The following is a 16,438-nucleotide window of genomic DNA, read 5'->3' on the forward strand; positions in this document are numbered from 1 at the left end:
GCAATGATGGAAAATAAACAAGCCTATGAAATAGTCAATATAGCAGGAAGACTTGCAAAAAGTTTTTTACGTAATCCATTAACAATAGTTCTGGGTGCAATGTTACTATTGATTGGATATATAGCACTCACTACAATGCCCAGAGAAGAGGATCCACAAATTGCTATATCTGGCGGTGCTGTGATCGTTGCAATGCCAGGGGCAACACCCAAAGAAGTTGAAAATATCATTATAAATCCATTAGAACGTAAATTGCGTGAAATACGCGGGATAGAACATATCTATGGTATGGCTATGGACAATGTAGGTATCGTGAATGTCATGTACTACATTGGTGAAGATAGAGAAGATTCAAATTTAAAGCTCTATGACAAAGTGATGCAAAATATGGATCTTATGCCTAAGGGTGTCATGCAACCTAGTGTCAAACCCTTTGATATTGATATCGATATCCCGATCGTTACGGTGGCATTTTATCCAAAAACAAAAAGCACTATAGATGAAGTTAAACTTTTTGAAATGGTCAGAAAAGTCCAGCAAAAAATAAATGCCGTTGACAATGTGGCTAAAACAACACTGAAAGGCGAGAGAAAAGCACAGTACAATATTGAGGTTGATATGGGGAAACTTTCAGCCTATCACCTCTCTTTGGGACAGATCATGCAGGCAGTACAATCTTTGGCTGTTTCGGTACCTGATGTAAAGGGTAGAACAACAAAGAATCATTTAGTGATATTTGGTGTCAAAAATGCCATTGAAAGTATAGATGATGTAGGGAATGTGATCGTAGCACAGTATATGGGGTCACCGATCTACCTCAAAGATGTTGCGAAGGTAACCGAGGGCGTGGATACACAAAATTTTCAAACGGCAAAGATTTTATTGAAAGCAGACATGCATCATGAAAAGAGTGTAGATCATCAATCGGTACAGGTCAAATCACGTTTGAGTGAAGAGAAAAATCAAATTACACTGACCGTTGCAAAACTTGCTGGAACCAATGCAGTATTTGTTGCTGAGGATGTACTTGAGGTCCTTCAAAGCTATGAACATGAATTTGAAAAGTTAGGTATTGGATATCTTATTACGAGAAACTATGGTGTCCGGGCAAATGAAGCTGTAAATGAATTGATGCATCACTTGATCATTACGATCGTGATCATTGCTTTAATGTTGGTTTTCGCTTTAGGTTGGAGAGAATCTATCATTGTTACATTTACTGTACCAGCCATTTTGGCAGTCACACTGTTTACTGCATGGATGACGGGTCAGACGATGAACAGGATCACACTCTTTGCACTCTTGTTATCCTTGGGATTGCTGGTAGATGCTGCTATTATCGTGATTGAAAATATTCACAGACATTTACATAGCCATGGCGTTGAAGCCAAAGAGATGGATGAACTTTTAGTTGAAGCAACGGATGAGATAGGTGCACCGACGAATATAGCAACATTGGCTATTATCTTAACGATGGTTCCCATGGCATTTGTTGGAGGGATGATGGGATCCTTCATGAAACCTATCCCCTATAATGTACCAGTCGCATTGATCGCTTCATTATTTGTAGCCTATATCTTTACGCCTTATTTGAGTTTAAAGCTATTGAAAAAGCCAGATCATCATGATGAAGGATCAAAATAATGAAAAATCTTGAAAGTTTTATTTATGATATTCTTGATGACAAGTCAAAGAAAAAACTGGTGATCATTTTAACAGCTGCAGCATTTTTCTTAGCACTTTTAATGTTCCCGACCAAATTGGTCCTGGCAAAAATGTTGCCGGGAAAAAGTGATAATACATTTTCTGTTTATATTGATACACCTACGGGTTCATCGATAGAGCAGACAAAAGCTGTGAGTGACTGTGTGATCGATTTTCTAAAACAAGAAGATGAAGTGATGAATATAGAGCTTTTCTTGGGACAAGGTATTCCACTGGATTATGCAGGTCTAGTCAAAGGCGCGAGTATGAAACGTACTGAAAATGTTTCAGAAATAGCTGTGAACCTTACAGATAAGCATCATCGTGAAGAACCCTCATTTCTTATGGTGAAACGTTTAAGACCTAAGATTCAGGCTGAATGTACCTCTTTAACAAGAGGTACGAACATTAAATTTGTAGAGCAGCCATCCGGACCTCCCACATTGGCATCTGTTGTTGTTGAAGTACATGGTGATGATATGGAAAAAATAAGAGATCTCGCTGTAGATGTAGCAGATGTTCTCTCCCAAACAGAAGGGTTGGTTGATATTGATCTTATGGCAGATGAAAAATATGAAAGATATGAACTTATACCTGACAAAGAAAAAGTTGTTAGAAGCGGTCTAGGTGTCGGTCAAGTAAACAATATCATCTATCTTGCTTTTGAAGGTAAGGTCATAGCGCATAAGAATTCTCAAAATTCACCGGACCAGATACCTATATTTTTGGTATTGGATAATAGCAGTAAGAAGTTATCTGTATCCAATGAAGATGCATTGCAAAGCAAACTTTCTTCATTGAATTTAATGAATAAGAAGGGGATGATGGTCCCATTAAGTGAAGTGGTTACGATTCGCAAAGTGAAGTCAAACCCTATGATCATGCATAAAGATCTTTCTCGTATGGTGAATGTGATCGCTGAAACCGATATGGTTTCACAGGTCTATCCTCTTTTGGAGGCACGCAGTATGATGCTTGAAAAATTTGAAAAAGATTATAGGATTACAAAAGCAGGATTATCAACCTATATGTTTGATTTTACTTTAGAAGACAAACAAACCCATGAAAAATTTCTCATACGTTGGGATGGTGAAATGAAAGTGACACTTGATACTTTTAGAGACCTGGGTGCTGCATTTATCGCTGCATTGATACTGATCTTCTTGTTATTGGTCATTTATTATAAGAGTTTTGCAATCAGCGGTATTGTACTACTAGGTTCATTCCTTTCCCTTATAGGGGTTATTATAGGACACTGGGTAGCAAACTGGTTTACTTCTGAGACTTTCTTCCTGACTGCTACTTCTCTTATTGGTTTTATCGCATTGATAGGGATAAGTTCACGAAATTCATTGCTTCTTATAGATTTTGCGAAGTCTTTAATGGAGATTGAAGGTATCAAAAAACGTAGAGCTATTGCCATTGCAGCAGCAACCAGAGCAAAACCTATTGCTTTGACTGCCGTTGCCATTATTTTAGGTTCTGCATTGCTTGCAGGGGATCCGGTGTTTGGTGGGCTTGGTGTTGCGCTTATTTCGGGTACCGTTGCGGCAGTATTTGTTTCACTTCTTTTTATTCCGGTACTGATGGATAATGCAAAAGCGATGGATTTTGAACCCATTGATCATTCAAAAGCACATCGCAACATTGCTATCACTAAGTAACCTTCTTTGGGCACCTCTTCAGGGTGCCACTGCAACCTTTTACCAAGCATTTGCTATAATCACCCATAATTTTTAAGGAGCTACAATGGCTACAATTGGAATGGGTGATATCAAAAAAGGTACAAGACTCGAAATTACAGGAAACCCGTATAAAGTTACAGATTTTCAGCATGTTAAACCAGGTAAAGGTGCAGCATTTGTACGTATGAAGATCAAAAATCTTGCTACAGGTAAAACGATCGAAAAGACAGTACATGCAGGTGATAAATTTGATGTACCGGAACTTGAACAAAAAACGATGCAATATCTTTATGATGATGGTGAAATGCTTCAATTCATGGATACAACAACATTTGAACAGATCGGGCTTACGCATGAGCAGGTAGGTAAAGATACGTTTGATTTTATGATAGATGGTATGGAGGCTGAAGTTCTGTTTCACGGAGGTAAAGCTATTTCCGTTGAAATACCACAAACTGTGGTACTTAAAATCGTAGATACACCACCTAACTTCAAAGGTGACTCACAAGGTGGAAAAAAACCGGCTACACTTGAAAGTGGTGCTGTGGTACAAGTACCTTTCCATGTTCTTGAAGGTGAAATGATCAAAGTGGATACTGTTGAGGGTAAATATTTGGAGAAAGCCAAATAAAATATTTTCAAGTTGATCCTGAAAAAACTACGCTGAGACTGAACGTACTTAAGAGTTACTCTTTAGTGCGTTCAGTTAGCGATCACTTCTTTTACTTTTTAAATACTTTCTCACAATCTTTTATCATGGCATCCGGTATGGTCGCAATGGTCATAAATTCAGACATTTGTAACATCGGATACATATAGGCGATATAATATTTGGGATCAAGTATCTTTGCTTTTCCATTCTCAATGAGAACAGGGTAAGGGAGCATTGCTGCATTGTTCCTACCAATTCTTCTTGTAAAGGTCCCGGTTCTTCTAGAGAGTTGAATACCGATCAGTGTTGAACCATTTTCCAGATCTTGTTTAAAAAGTACTTTATCGTTATTTTTAATTCTTTCTAGCAGATCATTACCAGAAGCTACCTCGATCATATCTTCATAATGAGGCATACCATTCATAAATTGATATTTTGGCAATAGTTGGAATTTGAGTGCATCTTTCGAATTTTTTAATTTAGGGAACTGTGTCATAAGTTTCACTAAAATCTTTTTGGCTGCTTTTTCATCAAAATCACTTTGTAAAAATCCTTTTGTCATATAAAGAGGATTGGTAATACTGGTCGTTTTATCTTTTGTATCCACAAGTACACGTAAGGATGCTATAAAGCCTCTATTTTCCTTACTTGCCATACTGACCAGTGATTTATCTGTAAAGACTACCGAAATGAGTGTTTTCTTTTTATCGACCGGAACAGAGGTCAAGACTTCAAACCCTGCTGCTCGAAGTTTTTCTTCTACGGTTTTTACATCTATAAATGGACCTCGAAGATATGCTGCTATCCTTCCCTGCGTTACTTCTCCGATCCTTGTATGGGTACTTTGTTTCAGTTTCTTTTTCTTATCAAACCTATGAGGTATATAGTTTGGTGGTATACGTTTTGAGAATTTAATGCTCCTATCTAATGTCTTTTTATTTTCTTCAGCATTAATACATACAGGTACTTCTGGTACCTCGGGTATAGGAATTTCTACCATACCATCTGCAGTTTTGATCTTTTGTACTTTTGCTATTTTGGATTTAGGTTCTAATATTGTTTTAAATGGTTGTTCTTTAGGTACAGCTATTTTGCTTACGTTTGTATCCTCTTTTATTTCAGCTTTGCATAAATCGGCTTGCAGTAGGGTATTCGTATTGGACGTTGCCTTCATTCCGAATGCAGTGAGGACCTCAGGTATTTCTTTGTCCAGTTTATTGATAAGTCCTACTCTCTTTTCATCAATGATATTTAAAGTCGTTGACCAGTTTTCAAGTCTTAACATACCTACTACAAGTTTGTTTGAGCCTTTCTTACTATACACATACATGGTACAAGGCGCAAAAAGACCTGCCTCCGGGCGAGCCCCTTCATTATCAAACATGCTATAGGAGAACCCTAAGTGACAAAGAGAATAGGTCCAGAAAGCATCATACCCTTCTAAGATCTCTTCAGCATCGTCCCTGCCTTCCATAAAATTATGGTATCCGGCAATAAGATATCCTTTATTGATAAAGGCGAGTTCAAAACTATTTTGGAACTCTTCGAGAAATTCATCTAAGTCTTCAGGTGCTTCAAATGCATATGCAAAGTTATGCATACGATTTTCCGGAAGTGTTTTATAGGTGAGGTATGATTTTGTATATTTGAGCCCTTTAGCTCTGAATTCTGCTTCTACTTTTGCATTAAGTGGTTTTATTGAGTCTACAAATGTCTCTCTGACTTTTTTGTCTTCTATCCCTATCATATCCAAGAAGGCTTTCGGCATGATATGACCGACATGTGTCCTATTTTCATCCAATTTTTTGTAGATCAGCATATTGAATGGAGCAGTCGATGCTATACGGGGGTCGATATTAAGCAGCGGTAATATCACTTTGTCATTGACAACAGATAAAAAGCTCAGTGTATCCAATACGGTTGAACCATACTTCTCTTCATACTGATCATTGACTCTATGATGTGGATCTGTGACTTCATAATTGATTGTTTTTAGCTCCTCTAAAATGATCGTCTTGTACGGGTTTTCCACATTACCTTCTAGTGTGTACATGACGGCTAGGGCATTGTCAGGCACAGGTATCTCTTGTACAATCGTTTGTTTGACCTTTAGAGGCTCTTTGTTAGGAACTGTTTTGGTTGCTACTACAGTTTTTTTAGCCTTTGATACTGGAACTGAAAGTACTTTGGGTCTTTCTTTAAGTGGATTGACATTGGAAACAGCTGTCATGCCATAGGTCGTAAGAATTTCAGGTATTTCTCTATCAAGTTGTTCTACAAGAGCAACTCTTTCTTTATCTGTAATATTCAGGGTATCAGACCAGTTATGCAGTCTATACATTCCAACGACAAGTTTATTGGTTCCTTTTTTGATATACATATACATCGTACAAGGCGCAAACATACCTGCCTCCGGACGAGCTCCTTCATTGTCAAACATATGGTATGAGAACTTTAGGTGACAAAGAGAATAGGTCCAAAAAGCATCATAACCTGAGAGTATCTCCTCCGCATCATCCGTAGATTCCATGAAGTTATGGTATCCGGCGATGAGATATCCTTTGTCAATAAAGGCAAGTTCAAAACTATTTTGTAATTCACTGATAAAATCATCCATATCTTCAGGTACTTCAAATGCATATTCGAAATTGATCATTCTTTGTTCAGGAAGTCTTTTATACGGCATGTACGATTTTTGACCGCCTAATTCTTCTGCGATTAATCTATCCAGAGATGTAAATGTAGCCGTAAACGTCTCTCTGACCTCTTTGTCTTCTATGCCTAATATATCTAACATTATTTTAGGCATGAGGTGTCCCACGTGTGTTTTATTTTCATCAAGTTTTTTATGTATGAGCATATTGAATGGTGCAAAACCTGCAATACGCGGGTCAATGTTCAGCAGTGGCAAAATAACTTCATCATTGACTACAGGCATAAAACTGAGTACATTAAGCACCGTTGAACCATACTTGGTTTCATACTGGTCATTGACCCTTTTGTGTGGATCTGTGAGTTGAAAACCTATATTTTTTAACTTTTTCTCCATAAGGGCATTATATTTTTCCTCTATATTGCAATCAATCGTATAGAAGACTGCGAGTGCATCATCATTTGCAGCTGTTGTAGAAGTGCTTTCCTGTGTGGCAGTAGCAAAAAGAAGAGCAGGAAGAAATAGAGCACAATAGAGCATGAGATTTTTAATGTTATTCACAGGGATCCTTTGAACAAGTATATTATATAGAATAGCACAGAATTTATAAATATAATAAATCAAAGTTATATATTTTTTTTATAAGAGTGAAACGCTACCAAAAGTGACCGACATTTCAAAGAGATAAAATAAGAAGGGACAACCTTCTTATTTATGCAGAATCAAGCATTCACTAATCGTTGATTGTTTTAACAGAATCATTTAGATTTTCAGAAACAGACTTGACTGATTCTCTATTGTCATTGGAAGCAGTTTTCACTGCATCAGCTGTATTTTCATTGACTGACTGAATAGAAGCTCTTGAATCACTAGAAATTGTTTTTGTAGAGTCAGTTGCATTTGTCGCTACTCTAGATATAGAATCTTTTGTATCATTAGAGATTGTACTGGTTGAACTGTTCATATCATTTGAAACTGTTTTCACTGAATCTTTAGAGTCACTAGACACTGTTTGTACAGAATCACTTGAGTCATTTGAAACTGTTTTCACCGAATCTTTAGAGTCATTAGAAACCGTTTGTACAGAATCTTTTGCATCTTTAGATACAGTAATTGTTGAGTCTTTCATATCAGTACTAAGGTTTGTACCACTCTCTTTCATATCAGAAGTGGTAGTTCGAAGGGAGTCTTTGGTATCAGTTGAAAGATCCGTCGTTGCTTTACTGAGATCAGAAGTGGTATTGACTTCCACTGTTTTAATGTCATCAGAGACTTTCATTGAAGTATCTTTAGCATCTTCACTGACATTTGTTACAGTTCTTTCAGCACTTTGTGTTGTTTCAACTGCACCGTCTTTCATAGTAGTCACAGAATCTTTTGCATCTTTACTCATACTGATAGCCGCTTCTTTCATATCTTTGAACATATCGTTAAAGTCAAAATCTGCTTGTACACTCGTTCCTAATAATACAGCCACTGCTGCAGACGTCGTGATCATTCTTTTCATTACTTCCCCTTGTATAAGTATTTATAAATAAAAGATATCATTTATTATGTTAAATTAAACTTAATATTTTTTATATTATTAATAATAAATATTTATATATTAAACTATAGAATCATATTATTATAAATGAAACTCGAATCATTATCATGATGAAAAGCAGGGTAGGAAAGCAACCTTTTATAGTGGTTTCCTATGATGAGGTGTACTATAATAGAGCTTACTTATTGGTAGTTTTGTGTTTCTTTTTCATATGTTCTGTATATTCATCTTGAGTGATGGCTTTGGTGTCTTTACCTTGTGAGATATCTTTAAAAGAATCATTTAGATTTGATGCAACTTCATCTATAGAGTCTCTCGTATCATTAGAAATGGTTTTAGTCATATCACTTGTATGCGTTGTAGTTGACTCTAGTGCATCACTTGAATCATTTGAAACGGTTTTAGCAGACTTTTCTACATAGTGTGTCACAGAATCTACAGCATCTATAGAATCATTTGAGACATCTTCAGTGGATCTTTTTGTATCATTTGAAAGAGTTTTGAGAGACTCAACAGAATCACTGCTCATATTTTCTGCCGTATCACGTGAGTCTTCAGAAACAGTTTCCATAGAGTTCCTGGCATCACCTGAAACATCTTCAATGGAGTCTGATGCATCTGAAGAAACGGCTTCAACACTATCTTCAATGTCAGTAGAAATTGCATCTGTTGTATCTTTAAGGTCATCACTTGTATCAGTCATAGCATCTTCCGTATCTTCAGATACCGATTCCATTGCATCTCTACCATCTGTCCATGTATCAGATGTGGCAGTTTCAATATCATCTGACACTTTCTCTGAAACATCTTCAACATCGGAATTTACAGCACGAACGCTTCTTTCACTGCTTTTAGAAACTTCCTCCACACCGTCTTTCATAGCATCCATACTATCTTTTGCATCTTCGGTCATTGCGGTAGCTACGTCTTTCATATCGTCAAACATATCTCCAAAACTAAATCCAGCTTGGGCATTTGTTAAGAAAGCAGTAACTACTATCAATGGTGTAAATATTTTTTTCATGCAGTAAACCTCTTATAGGATGATAATTGATGGTATCAATCGTTATTTTAAACATCTCTTCACGTAAAAATTGAGATAGAAGATCAAGAAACAATAGAGCACGTCAAGAGAGGTAAAAGCAACTCACGTAGGAGTTGCTAAGAGAGATAGAGAGCAAAGTACTCTATCTAGAGTGATTAATCGTTAAGTGTTTTCACTGAATCGTTTAGGTTTTCTGAAACAGACTTCACAGACTCTCTCTGGTCATTCGAAGCGGTTTTCACTGCATCGCTTGTATTTGTTGCTACTGAATCTACTGAGTCTGTTGAGTCTTTAGAAATTTGTTTTGTAGCATCATTTGCATTGCTTGCAACAGTATCTACAGCATCTTGAGAGTCACTAGAGACAGTTTTCACGGAGTCAGCAGAATCATTTGAAACAGTTTTCACAGAGTCCGCAGAGTCGCTAGAAACAGTTTTTACAGAGTCAGTAGAGTCACCAGAAACAGTTTTTATAGAATCTGATGAATCGTTAGAAACAGTTTTCACTGAACTTGCTGTATCGGAAGAGACAGCAATAGTAGAATCTTTCATCTCTTTAGAAGCTACTGTTGAAGAATCTTTAAGATCTTTTGTCGTATTTGTAATAGAATCTTTTGTATCTGTAGATACTGCATTTACAGTATCTCTACTGTCCTTTGATGTAGAAACTTCAGCTGTTTTAAGATCATCAGAGACTTTTACTGAAGTATCTTTCGTATCACTACTTACGTTAGTCACAGTTCTTTCAGCACTTTGTGATGTTTCTACTGTACCATCTTTCACAGCAACCACAGAATCTTTAGCATCTTTACTCAGACTGATGGCAGCTTCTTTCATATCTTCGAACATTTCTCCAAAGTCAAAATCAGCTTGTGCACTCGTTACTAATAATGCAGCTACTGCTACAGAAGTCGTGATCATTTTTTTCATATGTTGTAACCTTTTTAATAATTATATATAGATAGTAACAGTAATTATTTTAAAAATATCTTAAAACAAAAATATAAGTATAATTTTATTAAATATTAATAAATTATAAAAAATATTGTTTAAAGTGAAAGATTAGAGTCAGCAAGAAGTAAAAATAGCACGCATGGGTATCATCTATCGAATAGGGTGAAATCAGTTATCAGGTAGAATGGAACATTGAGGATATTACAGAGTTATGTAGGTTTTACAAACAGACATCCTAGACTCTCTATTGTTATTAGAAGCAGTTTTACAGTAAGGCCTTATTTTTTAACAATATTCTTGATGGAGTCTTCAGAGTCCATAATAGCGGTGGATACAGAATAAACAGTCTCTTAACTGTTTTTAGATGCATCCTTAGTTGTTTTGGGGTCAGCAGTAACGTGAACTGTTTTATCTTGAGAATCTTTAGTGATTGTGAGTGCAGCTTCTTTCATATCTTCGAACATTTCTCCAAAGTCAAAATCAGCTTGCGCACTCGTTACAAATAATGCAGCTACTGCTACAGAAGTCGTGATCATCTTTTTCATACTATAACCTTTTTTAATAATTTATGCGCAAATAGTAGCAGTAATTATTTTAATCATATCTTAAAATAAAAATAAAAATATAATTTTATCAAATACAAATAAATTATTAAAAAATATGGTTTAAAGTAGAAGATTAGAGTGAGTATAAAGTAAAGACAACACAGTGGGTTATCTTATATGATCGATAGCAGGCTGGTACCTGCTATCGAGTAGCATTAATCGTTAAGTGTTTTCACAGAATCATTTAGATTTTCAGAAACAGTCTTCACAGACTCTCTATTGTCATTAGAAGCAGTTTTTGCCGCATCACTTGTATTTGCTGCTACTGAATCTACAGAATCTTTAGAGTCTTTAGAAATTTGTTTTGTAGCATCATTTGCATTGGTTGCAACTGTGTCTATAGAATCTTTAGAGTCACCAGAGATCGTTTTTACAGAGTCAGATGAATCACTAGAAACCGTTTTCACAGTGTCTGCTGAATCGCTAGAAACGGATTGCACTGATGAATTCATATCATTAGAGACCGTTTTTACAGAGTCAGCTGAATCGCTTGAAACAGTTTTTACGGAACTTGCTGTATCGGAAGAGACAGCGATAGTAGAGTCTTTCATCTCTTTAGAAGCTACCGTTGAAGAATCTTTAAGATCTTTTGTTGTATTGGTAATAGAATCTTTTGTATCTGTTGATACAGAAACTACAGTATCTCTACTGTCCTTAGACGTAGAAACTTCAGAAGTTTTAAGATCATCAGACACTTTGACTGAAGTATCTTTTGCATCAGCACTTACGTTAGTCACAGTTCTTTCAGCACTTTGTGTTGTTTCTACTGTACCATCTTTCACAGCAACAACAGAATCTTTAGCATCTTTACTCATACTGATGGCAGCCTCTTTCATATCTTTGAACATTTCATTTAAGTCATTAGCCTGTATATTCGTCAATAATAATGCAGCTAGTGCTACAGAAGTTGTGATCATCTTTTTCATTCTGAACCCCTTTTTATAATTTTGGATAAGTAATAGTAACATGTTATATATTCAATTTAACTTATGATCTAAATAATTAACAGTTATGATAATCACTATTATTGTTGAAGTTATGATGGTTCAGATGAGTGTATTGGAAACATCATTTCTAGATGGTTACGCTTTAGAAGTAAGCTTGTAAGCATGAATCTGTTATGAGATTTACATAATTATTTTTGATTTAATTCATCATCATAATCAATTTAATGATTATCTGATACAATACTTATAGGGTGTATAAAATATATCGTTAAGTATGTTGTATAGTAGGAAAAAAAGGAAAATAAATGAAAAAATTAGTGGCAGTTTACGTCATCATAATGACTTGTGGATTTGCGGAAGAGTACACGCAGGCAGATAGAATTTTTGACATGCAAAAGATGGCACAGGCGATGCAAGATATTCAGTCTGGTTTTTTCTATAATAACCTGGATATAGTGAAAGCCGGTGCAAAAGATTTAAAAGAAACTGTTGTTAAAATAGGACCCATAAAAAAAGAAACAGAAAATAAAGATGTCTATGAAAGATGGATGACCAATAATACGGCAATGACCAAACGAATACAAAGAAAGATTGCACAAAATACAGATGACATCGTTGCACGTTTTTCTGCTGGTGATGCAACGCAAGCATTACAGTTTTATAGCAAGATATCATCAGAATGTATGAAATGCCATGTACGTTTGAGAAAATGGTAAATGATGAAAATTAAGACATTAATCATTGTAATATTATTATTCAATGTATTTTCTCAGGCGGGGGATATCATTTTAACAGGTACCGTTGTCTCTGATGGCCAGAAAATGATAGGCAGCCGTTTTATGGGATATATCAAAAAAGTACATGTAAAACTAGGTGACAAAGTAAAAAGAGAAGATGAACTGTATGAAATGGAGTCTGCTGAATTTGACATCATGAAATCTCAAGCTGATCTCATGCTTGAACAGTCAAAGATCATTGTTGAATATTGGCGTGAAAAATTAAGAGATGTCAATACCAAAAAATTAAGATTAAAAAATACCTATCGTGACGATAATAAGATCTTCCTTACAGATATGTATGATCTAGATGCTCAAGCAGCAAATATAGAGTCGATGTTAGAAGCAATGCAAATCATGGTTAAAGAAGCCACCATAAAAGCAAAGCAAATGGCAAGTACCTATAACTACATCAAAATGAAAGCGCCTTCTGATGGTGTTGTTGTACAAAAGAATATCAAAGTGGGTGATATGATCATGCCCGGTATGTTAACCATCATGATCGTAGATACAGAAAATTTAGAGATCGATGTGTCTATTTCAGAAAGTATTATATCGAGAGTGAAGACTGGTATGAAAGTACCAGTAGAAATACCATCTCTTGATTACAAAACGATGGGCATCATACATGCTATTGTACCTGATGCCAATCCTATGACACATAAAATAAAAATGCGTATACGTTTTAACAGAGGAACTAAGAACATTTTCCCTGGAATGTATGCGAAAGTGACACTGAAGAACGGCAAATAAGTATAGAAAAATCAAATAAGGAGTTGAAATGGCAAGTGTATTATTACCTATAGCAAAAGGTTTTGAAGAATTAGAAGCGGTTGCACTTATTGATGTAATGCGCCGCGGAGGTATAGAAGTGCGAGTCGCATATTTGGAAGATGAGTTCCAGGGTAACTTGGTCCTGGGGGCTAATGGAATCACACTTCAGGCTGACACATCTATTAAAAATGTCATATCTGATGACTTTGATATGATGGTGCTTCCTGGTGGTTGGGGTGGAACACATGCCTTGGCTGAAAATGCAAGGGTGATAGAGCTCTTGCAAGAGTTCAAAGCTACAAAAGTGGTAGGTGCAATGTGTGCCGCGCCCTTTGCACTTAAAAAAGCCGGTGTTTTAGGCAATGCGTATACGTGTTACCCTGGTGCCAAAGAGGAGATAGACCATCCTGGTTATAGAGAGGATAGCAAAGTGGTTACCGACGGTAATGTGATGACTTCTCAAGGTCCGGGAACAGCCGTTTGTTTCGGGCTTGCCATTGTAGAACGTCTTGTTGGAAAAGAGAGTATGCAGGCTGTGAAAGATGGTATGCTTTTAGGATATTGCTAAAATGAGTGTTGTTGAAACATTCTGATGAAGCAGCTTGCTGCTGCTTCTATCGGAACTTCAATTGTCTTTCATTAATTGTTTGCAGCGATAATACCTATAGCCAACTGCTGGGCAGTTAGAACAGAAGCTTGTGTTGCAGCGATATTTGTATTTTGCAGTTCTTGTGTCAGAAGGATTTGATCTGCCGATACACCTATATTATCAGCCATCAGAAGTATCTGGTCAGCCATTTCCAAAATATTGTTGGCAAGCTTACCAATATCAGAAGAGAGGCTTAGCATACTGTCCATAGCGTCAAGAAGTGTACTTGTACGTGTAAAGGACTGTGAAGCTTCAATAGCAGTCCCATAGCCATCCATCACTATACCTATAGAGTTCATGATAATGGAAAGATCAACCAATTTGTTCAATGCATCTGAGTTGATATAGATTGTATTTTGAACCATATCTGTATTAAGTAAATCTTTAAACTGCTCTACCTGAACTAAATAGTTATGAACATCTGTTTGAACATTGTCCAACTCGCTAGCCATGTTCCAAGGATTTAAGCTCACTGATGCCATTTGGGCTACCAAGATATTTCCTTGAGTGATAAGTGTGTTCAAAGAAAGGTCATAACTTGCAGTTTCGATCACAGATACGAGGGCAAGTGTATTTGTCTGTGTTTGCAAGATAGTGTTTTGGGTAAGTATTAGGTTCTCACTTTGGATGACTTGCATCTCAAGGATACGATCTGCCATTAAACCGATATTGTCAGACATGATCAAGATATTGTCAGCCATTTCACCGATTCTATCAGCCATTTCACCAATGTCACTTGAAAGTTGCAACATGGCTGATATTGCATCAGCAAGTATGAAGGCATTCGTATCTGGTTGAATAAGCGTGATCTCATCTGACAAAAGGGATGATTGGTTAGAGAGTGATGCCACAGATACAAAGAGATTCTCAGTTAACAAGAGTGTCTCATTATCAAGTGTGATCGGTGAAGAAAAACTATCATTGAGAAGAACGATCGCATTGACAATCTCTTTGGCTTGTTGATTCAGTGAGATCAATGATGCACATAGAGTAGTTGAATTCAGTTCTGCATTGGAGATGCTGCTGTTCAACTCTACCATAGAGGTGTTGATATTGGCCAGGTCCGTTTTAAAGTCTGCTTGAAGCAATGAAGCCGATAATGCAAGTGCTGCAAAAAATTTAAGTATATGATTCATCTTTACTCCCTATAGTCCAAAATTTTTGATCACAGTGAGCATAATAGACTGTGATGTTAAAAGTGATGACTCTGTAAGTGCTACATTTGTCATCTGAATGTTTTGCGTAGTCACGATGTTATCTGACATCAGTCCTATATTGTCTGCCATGATGTAAATTTTATTGGTCATTTGCATGATACGGTCAGACATGACCCCTATATCTTTTGTGAGTTGCAGCATCGTAGCTGTTGCATCTGAAAGAATAACGGTATCTGTCAAAGGTGCAAGCTGTTCGATCGTATTGGCATAAGTTTCCAATGAAGCACTTAGAGCACGATGTATACCGGAGAGGTCACCAAGCATTGTAAGCGTATCGGCATTGATATAGTGATTCATCTTTGCACTGTTTGTTACCATGAGATCCAAAAGAGTTGTCATACTCTCTAGCAAGGTTACTGTTTGTGACTGAATAGATGCAAGTTCAGTTTGCATATTACTATTTGTAAGACTGGTTTGGTTCATTTCATTTGAGAGAAGTTCTGTATTATCGATGATCTGTCCTAAGGTCAAATTATAGGTAATCGTAGAAAGTGAATCACTCAAAAGCACCATATTTTGCTGAGTGAGCAAAATAGAACTTTGTGTTAAAGCAATGTTTTGATTTTGAATCATTTGTGTCGTAATGATCCTGTCAGCCATCAAGCCGATATTGTCAGACATGATCAAAATACGATCAGCCATCTCTAAAATACGGTCTGCCATTGCACCAATATCTTGAGAAAGTTGTAATATAGCATTGAGTCCGGCACTGTATTCAAAAAGTTCAGCAGTGTCAGTAATCGTATTTAACTCCATAGATAAACGAACTGACTCAACACTCATATTTTGACTTAAAGAGGATAAGTCATCTAGCACATCTAGATCAGCATCGGTGACTGAAAAAGAAGACATAGTATCTGTGATGTTCTTAATGGTTAACGTATTATCTTCAATAGACTGATTCAATGTTCTCATCTGTGCACATGAACCCTCCTGGTTGAAAGTGAAATTTGACAACTCACTATTGAGTGTATGGGTCTGGTTTAATAGACTTTGCAGATCAGTATGGATATCTGCACGTAATGGCATACTGGCTAACAGTATGACAGTAAAAAACTTTATTAAGTTTTTCATATGAATTTCCTTTTATAACTTTTTGTTTTTATATAAATAATTTGGAATTATAGTAGAGTATTCTTATTTAAATATAAAATTATTATTGGTTTAAGTTATGATTTGGAAGTCATGCAAAGTACCTATTAAGTATTGGTGTATACCAAGTAGTATGAAAA

The 16,438-nt window shown here is 36.3% G+C and carries 14 protein-coding genes; 6 read left to right on the forward strand and 8 right to left on the reverse strand.

The genetic code is table 11. The features are described from left to right. Positions 1 to 6: 6 nt before the first annotated feature. From LDM93_RS11300 to efp, 3 genes are all read left to right on the forward strand, one after another. Complete coding sequence (locus tag LDM93_RS11300; protein WP_255586198.1) at positions 7 to 1,644, forward strand: efflux RND transporter permease subunit; 1,638 nt, start codon at positions 7 to 9, stop codon at positions 1,642 to 1,644. Beyond that, positions 1,644 to 3,368, forward strand: a complete 1,725-nt coding sequence (locus LDM93_RS11305) for an efflux RND transporter permease subunit (RefSeq protein ID WP_255586199.1) — start codon at positions 1,644 to 1,646, stop codon at positions 3,366 to 3,368. Before LDM93_RS11300 ends, LDM93_RS11305 begins: the two co-directional genes overlap by 1 nt. A gap of 85 nt (positions 3,369 to 3,453) precedes the next feature. Next, the gene (gene efp / locus LDM93_RS00095; RefSeq protein WP_223889819.1) at positions 3,454 to 4,020 is read left to right on the forward strand and encodes an elongation factor P; all 567 of its coding nucleotides are present in this window, start codon (positions 3,454 to 3,456) and stop codon (positions 4,018 to 4,020) included. A 91-nt stretch (positions 4,021 to 4,111) separates the two neighbouring features. Here the strand turns inward: efp and LDM93_RS00100 are convergent, their stop codons facing one another. From LDM93_RS00100 to LDM93_RS00125, 6 genes are all read right to left on the reverse strand, one after another. Then, positions 4,112 to 7,255 (reverse strand): hypothetical protein, encoded by a 3,144-nt coding sequence (locus LDM93_RS00100; RefSeq protein WP_223889820.1) that lies wholly within the window; start codon positions 7,253 to 7,255, stop codon positions 4,112 to 4,114. Positions 7,256 to 7,427: 172 nt separating this feature from the next. Beyond that, on the reverse strand, positions 7,428 to 8,201 hold the full coding sequence (locus LDM93_RS00105; protein WP_223889821.1) for a hypothetical protein: 774 nt from the start codon (positions 8,199 to 8,201) through the stop codon (positions 7,428 to 7,430). 217 nt (positions 8,202 to 8,418) lie between these two features. After that, on the reverse strand, positions 8,419 to 9,264 hold the full coding sequence (locus tag LDM93_RS00110) for a hypothetical protein (RefSeq protein ID WP_223889822.1): 846 nt from the start codon (positions 9,262 to 9,264) through the stop codon (positions 8,419 to 8,421). A 176-nt stretch (positions 9,265 to 9,440) separates the two neighbouring features. Beyond that, positions 9,441 to 10,214, reverse strand: a complete 774-nt coding sequence (locus LDM93_RS00115; protein WP_223889823.1) for a hypothetical protein — start codon at positions 10,212 to 10,214, stop codon at positions 9,441 to 9,443. 374 nt (positions 10,215 to 10,588) lie between these two features. After that, the gene (locus LDM93_RS00120; RefSeq protein WP_223889824.1) at positions 10,589 to 10,783 is read right to left on the reverse strand and encodes a hypothetical protein; all 195 of its coding nucleotides are present in this window, start codon (positions 10,781 to 10,783) and stop codon (positions 10,589 to 10,591) included. A gap of 215 nt (positions 10,784 to 10,998) precedes the next feature. Next, positions 10,999 to 11,769: a hypothetical protein gene (locus tag LDM93_RS00125; protein WP_223889825.1), complete on the reverse strand. Its 771-nt coding sequence runs from the start codon at positions 11,767 to 11,769 to the stop codon at positions 10,999 to 11,001. Positions 11,770 to 12,095: 326 nt separating this feature from the next. Between LDM93_RS00125 and LDM93_RS00130 the strand changes: the two genes are divergently transcribed. Genes LDM93_RS00130 through LDM93_RS00140 form a run of 3 tightly spaced genes read left to right on the forward strand, consistent with a single transcriptional unit; the run spans position 12,096 to position 13,908 of the window. Further along, a complete protein-coding gene (locus tag LDM93_RS00130) occupies positions 12,096 to 12,506 on the forward strand; it encodes a cytochrome C (protein WP_223889826.1) in 411 nt (136 codons plus the stop codon). 3 nt (positions 12,507 to 12,509) lie between these two features. Beyond that, positions 12,510 to 13,319 carry an efflux RND transporter periplasmic adaptor subunit gene (locus LDM93_RS00135; RefSeq protein ID WP_223889827.1) on the forward strand — a complete coding sequence of 270 codons (810 nt, stop codon included), beginning with the start codon at positions 12,510 to 12,512 and terminating at the stop codon, positions 13,317 to 13,319. A gap of 28 nt (positions 13,320 to 13,347) precedes the next feature. Further along, complete coding sequence (locus LDM93_RS00140) at positions 13,348 to 13,908, forward strand: DJ-1 family glyoxalase III (protein WP_223889828.1); 561 nt, start codon at positions 13,348 to 13,350, stop codon at positions 13,906 to 13,908. Positions 13,909 to 13,979: 71 nt separating this feature from the next. On the opposite strand, the gene LDM93_RS00145 is transcribed toward LDM93_RS00140, so the two are convergent. Both LDM93_RS00145 and LDM93_RS00150 read right to left on the reverse strand, forming a co-directional pair. Next, complete coding sequence (locus tag LDM93_RS00145) at positions 13,980 to 15,125, reverse strand: hypothetical protein (protein WP_223889829.1); 1,146 nt, start codon at positions 15,123 to 15,125, stop codon at positions 13,980 to 13,982. 9 nt (positions 15,126 to 15,134) lie between these two features. Then, on the reverse strand, positions 15,135 to 16,280 hold the full coding sequence (locus tag LDM93_RS00150; RefSeq protein ID WP_223889830.1) for a hypothetical protein: 1,146 nt from the start codon (positions 16,278 to 16,280) through the stop codon (positions 15,135 to 15,137). Positions 16,281 to 16,438 lie beyond the last annotated feature (158 nt).

Origin of the sequence: Sulfurovum sp. TSL6, from assembly GCF_019972115.1 — a bacterium.
Taxonomy (GTDB): Bacteria; Campylobacterota; Campylobacteria; order Campylobacterales; family Sulfurovaceae; genus Sulfurovum.